The 14,526-nt window shown below is 72.7% G+C and carries 12 protein-coding genes; 8 read left to right on the forward strand and 4 right to left on the reverse strand.

What is annotated here, in order from left to right:
- Positions 1–143: 143 nt before the first annotated feature.
- Positions 144–1,007 carry a fructosamine kinase family protein gene (locus ACFRFC_RS00210; RefSeq protein WP_382679370.1) on the reverse strand — a complete coding sequence of 288 codons (864 nt, stop codon included), beginning with the start codon at positions 1,005–1,007 and terminating at the stop codon, positions 144–146.
- A 507-nt stretch (positions 1,008–1,514) separates the two neighbouring features.
- Here ACFRFC_RS00210 and ACFRFC_RS00215 point away from each other — a divergent pair.
- On the forward strand, positions 1,515–3,671 hold the full coding sequence (locus ACFRFC_RS00215) for a discoidin domain-containing protein (protein ID WP_382679373.1): 2,157 nt from the start codon (positions 1,515–1,517) through the stop codon (positions 3,669–3,671).
- A gap of 285 nt (positions 3,672–3,956) precedes the next feature.
- Entirely contained in the window at positions 3,957–5,240 is a 1,284-nt protein-coding gene (locus tag ACFRFC_RS00220; protein WP_382679377.1) for a phytase, read from the forward strand.
- Between the two features lie 22 nt (positions 5,241–5,262).
- Here the strand turns inward: ACFRFC_RS00220 and ACFRFC_RS00225 are convergent, their stop codons facing one another.
- Together ACFRFC_RS00225 and ACFRFC_RS00230 are read right to left on the reverse strand one after the other, a co-directional pair.
- Positions 5,263–6,315 carry a medium chain dehydrogenase/reductase family protein gene (locus ACFRFC_RS00225; protein ID WP_382679380.1) on the reverse strand — a complete coding sequence of 351 codons (1,053 nt, stop codon included), beginning with the start codon at positions 6,313–6,315 and terminating at the stop codon, positions 5,263–5,265.
- A gap of 110 nt (positions 6,316–6,425) precedes the next feature.
- Positions 6,426–6,989 carry a TetR/AcrR family transcriptional regulator gene (locus ACFRFC_RS00230; protein WP_382679383.1) on the reverse strand — a complete coding sequence of 188 codons (564 nt, stop codon included), beginning with the start codon at positions 6,987–6,989 and terminating at the stop codon, positions 6,426–6,428.
- A 119-nt stretch (positions 6,990–7,108) separates the two neighbouring features.
- On the opposite strand from ACFRFC_RS00230, the gene ACFRFC_RS00235 reads away from it, so the two are divergent.
- From ACFRFC_RS00235 to ACFRFC_RS00260, 6 genes are all read left to right on the forward strand, one after another.
- Positions 7,109–7,483 (forward strand): VOC family protein, encoded by a 375-nt coding sequence (locus ACFRFC_RS00235; protein WP_382679386.1) that lies wholly within the window; start codon positions 7,109–7,111, stop codon positions 7,481–7,483.
- Positions 7,484–7,597: 114 nt separating this feature from the next.
- Positions 7,598–8,581, forward strand: coding sequence for an alpha/beta fold hydrolase (locus ACFRFC_RS00240; RefSeq protein WP_382679389.1), 984 nt, complete (start codon positions 7,598–7,600; stop codon positions 8,579–8,581).
- Between the two features lie 188 nt (positions 8,582–8,769).
- Positions 8,770–10,218 carry a glyceraldehyde-3-phosphate dehydrogenase gene (locus ACFRFC_RS00245; protein WP_382679392.1) on the forward strand — a complete coding sequence of 483 codons (1,449 nt, stop codon included), beginning with the start codon at positions 8,770–8,772 and terminating at the stop codon, positions 10,216–10,218.
- A gap of 73 nt (positions 10,219–10,291) precedes the next feature.
- Positions 10,292–11,527 (forward strand): MFS transporter, encoded by a 1,236-nt coding sequence (locus ACFRFC_RS00250; protein WP_382679395.1) that lies wholly within the window; start codon positions 10,292–10,294, stop codon positions 11,525–11,527.
- Between the two features lie 61 nt (positions 11,528–11,588).
- Complete coding sequence (locus tag ACFRFC_RS00255) at positions 11,589–12,170, forward strand: TetR/AcrR family transcriptional regulator (RefSeq protein ID WP_382679398.1); 582 nt, start codon at positions 11,589–11,591, stop codon at positions 12,168–12,170.
- A gap of 72 nt (positions 12,171–12,242) precedes the next feature.
- Complete coding sequence (locus ACFRFC_RS00260; RefSeq protein WP_382679401.1) at positions 12,243–13,466, forward strand: GDSL-type esterase/lipase family protein; 1,224 nt, start codon at positions 12,243–12,245, stop codon at positions 13,464–13,466.
- Here the strand turns inward: ACFRFC_RS00260 and ACFRFC_RS00265 are convergent.
- On the reverse strand, positions 13,460–14,344 hold the full coding sequence (locus ACFRFC_RS00265) for a F510_1955 family glycosylhydrolase (protein WP_382679404.1): 885 nt from the start codon (positions 14,342–14,344) through the stop codon (positions 13,460–13,462). The genes ACFRFC_RS00260 and ACFRFC_RS00265 overlap by 7 nt on opposite strands.
- Positions 14,345–14,526 lie beyond the last annotated feature (182 nt).

Genomic DNA, 14,526 nt, shown 5'->3' on the forward strand with positions numbered 1-14,526 from the left:
CCTGGACGGGCCCGGCCCGCCTCGGCCGCACGGCGCCGGGACCCCGTCCACCGCGCGGACGGTCACGCAGGATAGTCCAGCACCGGCGCCGGGGCCGGAAGACCTCGTGCGGGGGGAGTGAGATCAATGGGGGAGCGCGGCGATCAGCCGCCCTGGCACGCCCGTGCCGCCGCCAGCGTCCGCCCGGCGTACGCGCGCCCGAAAAGCACCACATGGACCAGCAGCGGGAAGAGCTGATGCAGCGGTACGCGCTCCTGCCAGCCGTCGGCGAGCGGCGCCACCTGCTGGTAGCCGTCCAGTACGGCGTCCAGGTACGGGCAGCCGAACAGCCGCAGCATCGCCAGATCCGTCTCCCGGTGACCGCCGTGGGCGGCGGGGTCGATCACCCAGGCGTGGCCGTCGGTGCCCCACAGCACATTGCCGTTCCACAGATCGCCGTGCAGCCGCGCGGGCGGCTCGGCCGGTCCCGCCAGCTCCGGCACCCGCGCGCAGGCCCGCTCGACCTCCCGCCCCTCCCGGGCGGTGAGCGTGCCCTGGTCCACCGCGGCGCGCAGATACGGCAGCACCCGTTCCCCGGCGTACCACCCGGGCCAGGTGTCGGCGGGGCTGTTCCGCATCGGCGCCAGCCCGATGTACGCCTCTCGCGGCCCGCCCGGCGGCGGCGCCCCGAACGCGGGCGCACCCGCGCTGTGCAGACCCGCCAGGTCCCGCCCGAACCGCACGGCCACCCCGGCGTCGGGCGCGCCCGTGGCCACCCGGTCGGTCACCAGCCACTGCCCGTCGCGGCCGTGGACGCGCGGCACCCGCACGGCCCCCGCCTCCGCCAGCCAGCGCAGCCCGGCCGCCTCGGCGAGCACCGCGTCCGGCCCCTCGCTCCGCTTGGCCATCACGAACCGCCCGTCGCCGAGGGCGACTTCGGTGACCGCGCCCGAGACCGCCCGCACCCGCTCGACGCCCCGTCCGGTCAGCCGCTCCACCACCGCCGCCACCTGCCCACCCCCGCTCACGAACCCCCGGCCTCCTCCGCTCGGCTCCCTGAGTCCCAGGGTAGGCAGCCGCACGGCCCCGGCTCCCCGTACTCCGGTCCCGCCCACCGCGCGTCGGGGCACGGGAGGTGCGGGGGCGTGCGGTGGATGTGCGCGGGGGCGTGCGGGTGGAAGGGGAACCGCAGTGCACCAAATCCGTGCCAAGGGCTTGCCGGACGGTTGCATCATCACTTAAATCATGTCCTGAACTAAGCACGCACGGGTGAGGCGTCCGGACCGGGCCAGAACGCCGGAGCCCGCTGTGAGGTGCGCCGTGGGCACCGACAACCGGCGCGCGCCCGACGCTCGTCGCGCAGCCGCAGCAAGCCGTAAGCAGCAAGCCGTAGGCAGCAAGCCGTAGGCCGTAGGCCGTACCGCGCAGTGAGCCGCCGCACGGCACACCCGTACTACCTGCACGCCCAACCCGCACCCCCCGTACACCCCCGCACCCCCCCCGCACACCCCTGCACATCACCGCAGAGGAGCCGCATGAGACTCACGAGACTCAGATGCCTGGGTGCCGCGCTCGCCGCCACGGCGGCGCTCGTCACCCTGCCCGCGCAAGCCGCCGTCGCGGCCGAGGCGGCCGTCGCCTGTGACACGGCCGACGCCGCGCGCGGCAAGCCCGCCTCCGCGTCCTCCGTCGAGCACGCGGGCACGCCCGCGTCCGCCGCGTTCGACGGGGACGCCGGTACCCGCTGGTCCAGCCAGTTCGCCGACCCGCAGTGGGTCCAGGTCGACCTCGGGTCGGTCAAGGACCTGTGCCGGGTCGACCTGAACTGGGAGACCGCGTACGCCCGGGACTTCACCCTCCAGACCTCCGCAGACGGACAGAACTGGACCACCCTGCGCACCGTCACCGGCGCCACGGGCGGTCAGGTCTCCTACGACGTCGCCGGATCGGGCCGCTACCTCCGGGTGCACGGCACCGCCCGCGCCACCGGCTGGGGCTACTCCCTGTGGGACGTCGCCGTGCACACCACCACGGACGGCACCGGGCCCATCGAGGGCGGCGGCGACCTGGGCCCCAATGTCATCGTCGTCGATCCGTCCACCCCGGACCTCCAGCAGAAGTTCGACGAGGTCTTCACCCAGCAGGAGTCCGACCAGTTCGGCTCCAACCGTTACCAGTTCCTGCTCAAGCCGGGCACCTACAACGGCATCAACGCCCAACTCGGCTTCTACACCTCCATCTCCGGCCTCGGCCTCAACCCCGACGACACCCAGATCAACGGGGACATCACGGTCGACGCGGGCTGGTTCAACGGCAACGCCACGCAGAACTTCTGGCGCTCCGCCGAGAACCTCGCCCTCACCCCCGTCAACGGCACCGACCGCTGGGCCGTCGCCCAGGCCGCGCCGTTCCGCCGGATGCACGTCAAGGGCGGCCTCAACCTCGCCCCGAACGGCTACGGCTGGGCCTCCGGCGGCTATATCGCCGACTCGAAGATCGACGGCACGGTGAGCCCGTACTCCCAGCAGCAGTGGTACACCCGGGACAGCTCCGTCGGCGGCTGGCTCAACGGCGTGTGGAACCACACCTTCACCGGCGTCGAGGGCGCGCCCGCGACCAACTTCGACACCGGCCCGTACACCACCATGGACACCACGCCGATCTCCCGCGAGAAGCCCTTCCTGTACCTGGACGGCACCGAGTACAAGGTCTTCGTGCCCGCCAAGCGGACGGACTCCCGCGGTGTGTCGTGGCCGGCCAACGCGGGCGGTACGTCCCTGCCGCTGGACCAGTTCTACGTGGTCAAGCCCGGTGCCACCGCCGCCACCATCAACGCCGCCCTCGCCCAGGGCCTTCACCTGCTGATCACGCCGGGCGTCTATCACCTGGACCAGACGATCCAGGTCAACCGTCCGGACACCGTGGTGCTCGGCCTCGGTCTGGCCACGTTCATCCCGGACAACGGCATCGACGCCATGCATGTCGCCGACGTCGACGGGGTGCGGCTCGCCGGGTTCCTGATCGACGCCGGGCCGGTCAGGTCCGACACCCTGCTGCGGGTCGGCGCCCCGGACTCGTCCGCCGACCACGCCGCCAACCCCACCACCATCCAGGACGTCTTCATCCGCGTCGGCGGCGCCGGACCCGGCCTCGCCACCGACTCCATGGTGATCAACAGCGACGACGTACTCATCGACCACACCTGGATCTGGCGCGCGGACCACGGCGAGGGCGTCGGCTGGGAGACCAACCGCGCCGACTACGGCCTGCGCGTCAACGGCGACGACGTCCTCGCCACCGGCCTGTTCGTCGAGCACTTCAACAAGTACGACGTGTACTGGAGCGGCGAACGCGGCCGGACGATCTTCTTCCAGAACGAGAAGGCGTACGACGCCCCGAACGCCGCCGCCATCACCCACGACGGCATCGTCGGCTACGCCGCCTACAAGGTCGCCGACACCGTGAACACCCATGAGGCGTGGGCGCTGGGCAGCTACTCCAACTACACGTCCGATCCGAGCATCGTCCAGCACCATGGCTTCCAGGTCCCGGTGAAACCCGGGGTCCGGATGAACCACCTCATGGTGATCTCGCTCGGCGGCATGGGCCAGTACGCCCATGTCATCAACGACACCGGCTCACCCACCTCCGGCACCACCACGATCCCCTCGAAGGTGACCAGCTTCCCCTGACCCCGCCCGTGCCCCGGACCCGCGGAGGTGCGGGTCCGGGGCACCCGGGAGCCTCTCCCACGCCGGGCATGCCGGGGCCGGGGGGCCGGCACCGTGACCTCGTGGAGGACATGCTCGGCGGCTTCGGCCCGCCTTCCTCCGCCCCAAAGACGGCACCCGTGGCCGTTTGCCGAGCGTTCCCCGTCCCTTCATCTGCCGTTCGGAACCCGGCTCACGCCCGGCAGCCGCTCACCGACAGGGTCGTCGCCGTCCGTCCAACAGCTGTAGAAGGGAACGATTGTGACGATGCGTCAGACGCTGCGAAGCACCTGGCTGATACTCGGCGCGATGCTGGCCACGGCCTGGGCGACGCCCGCCGGGGCCGCCGGGCCGCCCACTGTCCAGCCGAGAGCGGAGACCGCCGCCCTGTACGACGACGAGGCGGGCGGCAACGCCAACGCGGACGACCCGGCGATCTGGCGCAACAGCGCCGATCCGGACCGCAGCCTGGTCATCGCCACCGCCAAGGAAGGCGGCCTGCGGGTCTACGATCTCGCCGCGCGCCAGGTGCAGTCCCTCCCCGCACCCTCCCCGCCCGGCGAGGACGACGCACCCGGCCGGTACAACAACGTCGACCTGGTGCTCGGCACCCGTCTCGCGGGCACCCGCGCCGACCTGGCCGTGGTGAGCGACCGGGGCAACGACCGGCTGCGCATCTACCGCGTCGACGCCGACCGCCCCGGCGCCCCCCTGACGGACGTCACCGACCCGGCCGCCCGCCCGATCTTCAACACCACCCAGGACGAGATCAACGACCAGCACACCGCGTACGGCCTCGCCACCTGGACCGACACCGGATCCGGCCGCTCCTACGCGCTGGTGAGCCGGCGCGGCCGCACCGAACTGGCGCTGCTGGAACTGACCCCGGCGCCCGGCGGCACGGTCGGCTACCGCACGGTCCGCACCCTGACCCTCCCGTCCGCCTTCCCGCTCCCCGACGGATCGACCTGGACGCCCTGCGGTGAGCCGGACGAACTGCCCCAGATCGAGGGCATGGTCGTCGACCCCGCGAACGGCACGCTGTACGCCGGTCAGGAGGACGTCGGCATCTGGCGGCTGCGCGCCGACCTGACCGGCCCGCCCGTACTGATGGACAAGGTGCGCGAGTTCGGCGTGCCGGGCACCTACGACGAGGAGACCGAGGAGTGCACCCCGGGCGCCGACCCGGGCTTCGGCGGTGACCGGCTCGCCGCCGACGTCGAAGGGCTGACCATCCTGGACGAGCCCGGCGGCGACGGCTATCTGCTGGCCTCCGGCCAGGGCGACAACACCTTCGTCGCCTACGACCGCGAAGTGAGCGAGCACAACGCGTACGAGGCGTCCTTCCGGATCACCGCCGCCTCCGCGACCCTCGACGGCTCCGAGGTCTGCGACGGCGCCGCCGTCCTCAACGCACCGCTCGGCAAGCGCTACCCCAAGGGCCTCCTCGTGGTCCAGGACGGCCAGGAGACCCCGGCGGACGGCGACCGCGAGTCCACCGGCTTCAAGTACGTGGACCTCAGGGACGTAAAGGACGTCCTGGACGACTGACCTGGCCCACCCGGGGCGCTCCTCAGGCGTCCGGCGTGATCACCACCTTGCCCACGGCCGTGCCCGACTCCGCGTGCCGCAGCGCCGCCGCGGCCTCGCTCAGCGGGAAGACGCGGTCGATACGGGCCTCGATCCGGCCGGAGCGGAGCAGCGCGAAGACCTGCCCCAGGTCCTCGCGCAGCTCGGCCCGGTAGCGCTCGGGGCGGCGGGCTTTTTTGGCCCAGAGGTTGAAGAAGTGGGCCCCGCGTCCGTTCGGCAGCGCGTTCCACCAGGCCAGCCTGGCCACCAGCCTGAGCACGGCGAGGGTGCCGCTGCCCGCCCGGTCGCGGGTGGAGGCGCTGCCGTACGACACGAGCGTGCCGCCCGGCGCCAGCATCCGCCAGGAGTCCTCGACGCTCTTGCCGCCCACGTGGTCGAAGACCGCCGCGACACCCTGCGGGGCCAGCGCGCGGACCCGGGCGAGGACATCACCGCGATAGTCGACGGGCTCGGCGCCCATCGCGGCGACGGCCGGCTGATGGCGGGCGGACGCGGTGCCGATCACCCGGACGCCATGGTCGCGGGCGAGCTGCACCAGCACGCTGCCGACGCCGCCGTTCGCACCGTGCACCACGACCGTGTCCCCCGCCTTCACCCGGGCCGTGCGGAAAAGCATCCGCCAGGCCGTCGCGCCATTGGTCACCAGTGTCTCGGCGTCGGCGGCCCGCACCCCGTCCGGCACCGGCACCAGATCACGGCTGTCCAGCAGGACGCGGTCGGCCCAGCCGCCGGTCTTGGTGAGCGCGGCGACCCGGTCACCCACCGCGACCCCGGGCTGCCCCGGCACCGGCGGGCCCAGCGCCTCGACCACGCCCACGAGGTCGTACCCGGGGACGAAGGGGAACGCGGGCATGTCGTAGTACTTCCCCCGGCGCATCTGCTGCTCGGCGAAGCTGACGCCGCTCGCCTCCATCCGGACCACGGCCTGTCCCGGGCCGGGGGGCGGCAGCTCACGGACCCGGGTCCGCAGCGACTCGGGCTCACCGACGGCGGGCAGGACGATCTCGGTGGCGCGGGTGACGGTGTGCATGTGCATGACTTCCTCCTGGTTGATGACGAAATGGGGGAGTGGGGAGAGTGGTTGACCACTCACTCGTTGGTTCGGAGAGAGGGCGACCGGTGGTCGGTCGCCCTGTCGGGGGTGGGTCAGTAGTGTCTGATGCCCGCCGCCAGCGTGCGCATCCACGGGGTGTCCAGGTCGTCCCCGTCGAGCGCGGCGATGAGATGGCAGAGCATCCCGGTCGCGAAGAACCGCTGGATCTGCTCCTCGTCAGCGCCGGAGGCGCCGCGCACATACTCCACGGCACGCGCGTACCCGGCGCGGACCGCCTCCCGGATCCCCGGCTCGGAGACCGCGGCGGCCTGGGCGTGCAGCTGGACCATCAGAAGGTCATTGTCGCTGATCAGACGGGCGTAGGACTCGCCCATCGAGTCGAGGACCGCCTCCGGCGCACTGCTCGTCGCCTGTGCGGCGCCCTCCTCGAAGGAGGCCCGCACCCGTGCGAAGCAGTGCCCGACGACCGCTGTGAACAGCGCCTCCTTGTGCGGGAAGAGCCGGTAGACATACGCCTGCGAGATGCCGGCCGCCTTCGCCACCTCCGTGGTCGTGGTGCCGAAATAGCCGCGGGCCGCGAACGCGCCGATGGCGGTGCGCAGCACGGTCGCCCGGCGTTCCTCGGCGGTGGAGAGCCGTCGCTGTTCCGTAGGCATGTGAGTAGTCAACCACTCATACATGTTGCTGTCAACGGTCCGCCGCGACAGGGACGCGACGCCCCATCCTGCGTACGGTGGGGCAAAAGCACCGGCCCCACCTTGCCAGGAGGCATGCGATGACGGGTGAACCGAGCTTCTTCGAGATCGGCGTGGACGACCCCGAGCGGGGGCGGGCCTTCTACGGCACGCTCTTCGGCTGGGACCTCGAACGCGGTCCGAGCGGACGCGGGTATGCGATCGGCACGCCGGGGCTGCCCGGCGGCATGCACGGCGGCGACAAGGGGGCGGCCTCGCCGTATCTCTTCTTCCGGGTGGACGACCTCGACGCGGCCGTCGCCAAGGTCCTCGAACTGGGCGGCACCATCGAGGAACTCGGCGACGAGGGCGAGGAGGAACCCGGCTCCGCCGCCCGCTTCGGCCGCTTCAAGCTCTGCCGGGACGACCAGGGCTCCGGCTTCGGGCTGCACGAACCCCCGAGCCGCGCGGGCTGAGCGGCACCACCCGGGGCGCCCAGGACTTGCCGGAACGGCAACAACTGTGGCGTGCGGCCGATCGGCCTGCGGATGATCGGCCTCGACGGTGCTCGCCACGGCCCTGGAGGAACCATGCCGCACACCCCGCCCCCCGCCCCCGCTCACCGGCTGGTCCCCACCCCGGCGGGCCGGACCCATCTGGTGGAGCAGGGGAGCGGCCCGCTGGTCCTGCTCGTGCACGGCTTCCCCGAGGGCTGGTACTCCTGGCGGCACCAGCTGCCCGCGCTGGCAGCGGCCGGTTACCGCGCGGTCGCCCTCGACGTACGCGGTTACGGCCGCTCCTCGCGCCCGGAGTCCGTCGACGCGTACCGCATGCTCGACCTCGTGGCGGACACCGTCGCCGTGGTCGAGGCCCTCGGTGAGCGCTCTGCGGTGATCGTCGGCCATGACTGGGGCGCGAACATCGCCGCCACCTCCGCCCTGCTCCACCCGGAGATCTTCCGCGCGGTCGGCCTGCTGAGCGTGCCCTACACCCCGCCAGGCGGCCCGAGGCCCAGCGAGATCTTCGCGGCGATGGGCGGGGACGAGGAGTTCTACGTCTCCTACTTCCAGACCCCGGGCCGCGCGGAGGCGGAGATCGAGCCCGATGTACGGGGCTGGCTCGCGGGCTTCTACGCCGCGCTGTCCGCCGGCACCATGCCCGCGCCCGGCGCCCCCTCCCCGTACTTCGTCCCGCCCGGCGGCACCCTGCGCGACCGCTTCCCGGCCGGCCCGCGCCCCGGCTGGCTCGGCGAGCGCGAACTGGACGTCGTCGCGGGCGAGTTCGAGCGCACCGGCCTCACCGGCGCGCTCAACCGCTACCGGAACATGGACCGGGACTGGGCCGACCTGGCCGACCGCACCGGCGCCCCGATCACCCAGCCGTCCCTGTTCATCGGCGGCGGCCTCGACGCCTCCCTCGCCTGGCTGGCCGGCGCGATCGAGGCGTACCCGCACACCCTGCCCGGCCTGAGCGGATCCCACGTCATCGACGGCGCCGGTCACTTCGTCCAGCAGGAGCGCCCCGAGGAGGTCAGCCGGCTGCTCGTCGACTGGCTCGCGGCGCTGAAGGACTGAGCGCGGGGCGGCCCGCCGGGTGCGGACACCAAGGGGCACCGGGAGGACACCAAGGGGCGCCAGCGGAGAGCGCCCGGCGAGGACATCAGGGGAGAGCGTCAGGGGAGAACCCCAGGTGAGGGCCGATGGGCCGGTCCGAAGACCCCCCGGTTACCATATGAGCGCCTCCTAGCTCGAAAGATGTGCCTGTGTCTGTCAATGACGAGTCGTTCACCAACTGGAAGACCCGCGAGGAGATCGCGGAGTCGATGATCCCGATCATCGGGAAGCTGCACCGCGAGCGGGACGTGACCGTCCTGCTGCACAGCCGCTCCTTGGTGAACAAGTCGGTGGTGAGCATCCTCAAGACCCACCGGTTCGCCCGCCAGATAGCCGGCGCGGAACTCTCGGTCACCGAGACCATGCCGTTCCTCCAGGCGCTCACCCGGCTCGACCTCGGCCCCTCGCAGATCGACCTCGCCATGCTCGCCGCGGCCCACCGGGCCGACGACCGGGACCTGAGCGTGGCGGAGTTCACCGCCGAGGCGGTCGCCGGGGCCATCGGCGACGACCGGACCGAGAGCCGCGAGCCGCGCGATGTCGTCCTCTACGGCTTCGGCCGCATCGGCCGCCTCGTCGCCCGGCTGCTCATCGAGAAGACCGGCTCCGGCAACGGCCTGCGGCTGCGCGCCGTCGTCGTGCGCGACAGCGGCGGCCAGGACCTGGTCAAGCGGGCCGCGCTGCTGCGCCGCGACTCCATCCACGGCCAGTTCCACGGCACGATCACCGTCGACGAGGCGAACAGCACCATCGTCGCCAACGGCAACGAGATCAAGGTCATCTACGCCGACAGCCCGGCATCCGTGGACTACACGGAGTACGGCATCAAGAACGCGATCCTGATCGACAACACCGGCAGATGGCGCGACCGCGAGGGCCTCTCGCAGCATCTGCGCCCCGGCATCGACAAGGTCGTCCTCACCGCTCCCGGCAAGGGCGACGTCCCGAACATCGTGCACGGCGTCAACCACGACACGATCAAGCCGGACGAGCAGATCCTGTCCTGCGCGTCCTGCACCACCAACGCGATCGTGCCGCCGCTGAAGGCGATGGACGACGAGTACGGGGTGCTGCGCGGGCACGTGGAGACCGTCCACTCGTTCACCAACGACCAGAATCTGCTGGACAACTACCACAAGTCCGACCGCCGGGGCCGCTCCGCGCCGCTCAACATGGTCATCACCGAGACCGGCGCCGCCTCCGCCGTCACCAAGGCACTGCCCGACCTCAAGGCCCGGATCACCGGCAGCTCGATCCGCGTCCCCGTCCCGGACGTCTCGATCGCCATCCTCAACCTCCAGCTGGCCCGCGAGACCACCCGCGAGGACGTCCTGGACCACCTCCGCGAGGTCTCGCTGACCTCCCCGCTCAAGCGCCAGATCGACTTCATCTGCGCCCCCGACGCGGTCTCCAGCGACTTCATCGGCTCCCGCCACGCCTCCGTCGTCGACGCGGGCGCCACCAAGGTCGAGGGCGACAACGCCATCCTCTACCTCTGGTACGACAACGAGTTCGGCTACTCCTGCCAGGTCGTCCGCGTCGTCCAGCACGTCTCCGGCGTGGAGTACCCGACGTACCCGGCGGCGGTCACCGCGTAACCCCTGCCGGTCCCCGTGCGAGGTGGCCGAATGCCGTCCCGGCCGGTGCGGCCACCTCGTACAGTCCCGGTCCGTGACTCTCCCGATCCAGCGCGCGGTCCTGTGGCGTGACGAGCAGTTCCTGCTGCTCGCGGCGGCCCGGACGATCTCCGTACTCGGCAACGGCTTCGCCCGTGTCGCTCTCGGCTTCGCCGTCCTCGCCCTCCCCGACGCCACCCCCGGCAAGCTCTCCCTGGTGCTGGCCTGCCAGGCGCTGCCCCAGCTGGCGTTCATCCTGCTCGGCGGGGTGGTCGCCGACCGCATGTCCCGGGCCCGGCTGATGGTGGGCGCCGATGTGATCGGCGCGGGCGCCTACGCCGGGCTCGCCGCCCTCGTCCTGTCGGGAGACGCGCCCCTGGCCGCCCTGTGCGTCCTCGCGGTGATCGCCGGGACGGCGACCGCCCTCTTCGCCCCGGCGATGGACGGACTCGTCCCCCTCGTCGTACCGCCGGAGCGGCTCCAGGAGGCCAACGGGCTGCTCCGTGTCGGCACCAACAGCTCCCTGCTCCTCGGTCTCGCCCTGTCCGGCGTCACCGTCGCCTGGGTCGGCGCGGGCTGGGCGCTCGCCCTCAACGCGGCCTCCTTCGTCGTCAGCGCCGTCCTCACCGCCCGCCTGCGGATCTCCGGCCGCCCGGCCAAGGGGACCTCCGGCTGGGCCGATCTCAAGGAGGGCTGGCGCGAGTTCGCGTCCCGGCAGTGGCTGTGGGCGGTGGTCGCCCAGTACGCCGTCGTCGTCGCCGCGCTCAACGCCAACGTCGGTGTCCTTGGCCCCCTCGCCGCCGAGGAGGAACTCGGCGGCGCCCGCGCCTGGTCGGTCATCGTGGCCGCCCAGGCGCTCGGCACCATCGCCGGCGCCGGACTGGCCGCCCGGGTACGGGTCGGCCGCCCGGTCCTGGTGGCCGTGCTCGCCACCTTCCCGGCCGCCGTCCCCCTCGCCCTGCTCGCCGGACCCGCACCGGTCTGGATGATCGCCGTCGCCATGTTCTGCGCGGGCGTCGCGGGCGATGTCTTCGGGGTCCTGTGGGCCACCACCATCCAGCGCGAGATCCCCGAGGAGACCCTCTCCCGGGTCAGCTCCTACGAATGGTTCGGCTCCCTCGCCTTCGCCCCGCTCGGCCTGCTCGTCGCGGGCCCCGCCGCGGACGCCCTCGGCACCGGCCCCGCCCTCGCGGGCTGCGCCGCCCTGGTCGTGGTGGCCACGGGCGCGGCGCTGATGTCCCCGGCCGTACGCACCTTGCGCGCACCGGCGGAACCGGACCATCAGATGTAATGTGTTTGCCTAAATGTATTAGGTAAATGCATAATGGCTGTCGGTTCTAGGGAGGAGGGTCATGGTACGTGCCGGACTCACGGCCGAGCGGCTCACGCTGGCCGGTGCGGAGCTGGCCGACGAGGTGGGCTTCGACGCGGTCACCCTGTCGGCGCTGGCCAGACGCTTCGACGTCCAGGTCGCCAGCCTGTACTCCCATGTGCGGAACTCCCAGGACCTCAAGGTCAGGATCGCGCTGCTCGCCCTGGCGGAACTCGCCGACCGCGCCGCCGCCGCCCTCGCCGGCCGGGCGGGCAAGGACGCGCTCGCCGCCTTCGCCGACGTCTACCGCGACTACGCCCGCGCCCACCCCGGCCGCTACGCCGCCGCCCGGCTGCGGCTCAGCCCCGAGGCGGCAGCCGCCAGCGCCGGTGGCCGGCACGCCCAGCTCATGCGGGCCATCCTGCGCGGCTACGACCTCACCGGCCCCGACCAGACCCACGCCGTCCGGCTGCTGGGCAGCGTCTTCCACGGCTACGTCAGCCTGGAACTGGCCGGCGGCTTCAGCCACAGCGCCCCCGACTCCCAGGAGAGCTGGGAGCGGATCGTCGACGCCCTCGACTCCCTCCTGCGCAACTGGCCCGAGCCCGCCCCCACCCCGTAGAGCACGCCGTACGTCACCGTCCGGCCGCCCCAAGGCCGAGGACACCCCACCCACCGAGCGAGGCACCCGCCCATGCACACCGACCCGGTCCACCCCTCCTGGATCACCACCCCCCTCACCGCCGACCTGCTGCGCGGCGCCCTCGAACTGGAGCGGACCGCGCGGGGCGTGCTCCCGCACCGGCTGCCCGCCGCCGCCCGCGCACAGTGCCCCGACCCACAGCTCGCCCTGGCCGAGTCCCAGCCCTCGGGCGTACGGCTGGAGTTCCGCACGGCGGCCACCGCCGTGGAACTGGACACCCTGCCCACCAAGCGCGCCTACGTGGGCGCCCCGCCCCGCCCGGACGGCCGCTACGACCTCGTCGTCGACGGACGGCCGGCCGTCTGTGCCACCGCGACCGGCGGCAATGTCGTCACCCTGGACCTGGCCACCGGCGCCGCCGAGCTGGCGTCCGGGCCGCCCGGCACCGTCCGCTTCACCGGGCTGCCGGAGGGTGAGAAGGACGTGGCGATCTGGCTGCCGCACAACGAGATCACCGAACTGATCGCACTGCGCACGGACGCGCCCGTCGCGCCCGTGCCGGACCGGGGCCGCAGGGTGTGGCTGCACCACGGCAGCTCGATCAGCCACGGCTCCGACGCGGCCGGCCCCACCGAGACCTGGCCCGCCCTCGCCGCCACGCTCGCCGGAGCCGACCTCATCAACCTCGGCCTGAGCGGCAGCGCCCTGCTCGACCCCTTCACCGCCCGCGCCATCCGGGACACCCCCGCCGATCTGCTCAGCGTGAAGATCGGGATCAATGTGGTCAACCTCGATCTGATGCGGCTACGGGCGTTCACCCCGGCGGTCCACGGCTTCCTCGACACCCTCCGCGAGGGCCACCCCACGACCCCCCTGCTCGTGATCTCCCCGATCCTCTGCCCCATCCACGAGACCACCCCCGGCCCCACCGCCCCCGACCTCGCCTCCCTCGCCACCGGACAGGCCCGCTTCGTGGCGACGGGCGACCCGGCCGAGGTCCCCCTGGGCAAGCTCACCCTGACCACCGTCCGCGACGAGCTGTCCCGCATCGTGGCGCAACGCGCGGCCGACGACCCCCATCTGCACTACCTGGACGGCCGCGCCCTGTACGGCACGTCGGACGCCGCAGAACTCCCCCTCCCCGACCAGCTCCACCCCGGCGCGGCCACCCACCGCCGCATGGGCGAACGCTTCGCCGAACTCGCCTTCACGGCGAACGGCCCGTTCTCGGAGGGCCCGTTCGCGGACAGGCCGGTCTCGGACAGCGGTCAGTGATCCGAGCCGGAGACCGGCAGTCGCTCGGTGAAGGTCCGGCCGCCGTCCCGGGACTCGTACACGCCGTCCTGCGTGGCGGCCAGGACCCGGTCGGTGTCCACGGCGGTGAGCGCCTGCGGCTGCCCGCCGGGCACGGTGCCGGACGCGGTCCAGCTCACCCCGCCGTCGTCGCTGCGGTGCAGACCGCCGGACCCGTCGACGCCGTACAGGACGTCCTCGCGCGGCCACGACAGGAAGCCCATGACCGTGCCGGAGGGGTCGCCGAACGTCCGGCCGCCGTCGGTGCTCCGTACGACGCCGGACTCCGTGGTGGCCAGCAGCAGATCCGGGTCCCCGGGGCTGACGGCGAGGTCGAGGGCGGCCAGTTCGGCGCGGCTGTCCCAGGTGGTGCGGTCGGCGCTGACGCGTAGGACGCCGTTGGTGCTGTCGTAGCCGTACACCGTGTCGTGCGCGTACTTCAGCGCGTGGAAGTCGGTGGTCCCCGCGAGGGAACGGGTCTTCCAGGTCCTGCCCGAGTCGGTGGACTCGATGAGCCCCCGGTTGGCGGGATCCGCACTGCCCGGCTCCGGATGGCCGCTGCCGAGGAAGGTCCGCGCGCCGACCACCGTGAAGCCCATGTAGTCCGCCTGGTCGCCGACCCGGCGGGCCGCGCCGTCCCCGGCCACGGCGACCACGCCCTCATGGGTGGCGACGTACAGCTGTCCGTCGGCCGGGTCGATGCCCAGCCCATGGACATGGCTGACGGTCAGGTCCTGACCCGCGGCGTCCCCCGTGGCCGGGTCGGAGCCGGAGCCGGAGTCGGTCGAGCACGCGGTGGTGAGGGCGACCGCGAGGAGGATTCCGGTGACGGCGGCGAGCGGGCGGAGCGGGGTCTTCATGGGGGCGTTCTTTCCGTGGGCGGCAAGCTCCCCGGAATCCTATGTCCTAAGGTGATTAGGAGTTCGGGTGGGGTCCGATGGCCCGACGCGGCGACGGGCCGGGGCGCCGCCCCCCCCGGCGCCCCCCCCCACCCCCCCCGGGGCCCCCCCCCAAACCCCCCGCGCCCCCCCCCCCCCCGCCC

This window comes from Streptomyces sp. NPDC056734, assembly GCF_042790455.1.
Taxonomy (GTDB): domain Bacteria; phylum Actinomycetota; class Actinomycetes; order Streptomycetales; family Streptomycetaceae; genus Streptomyces.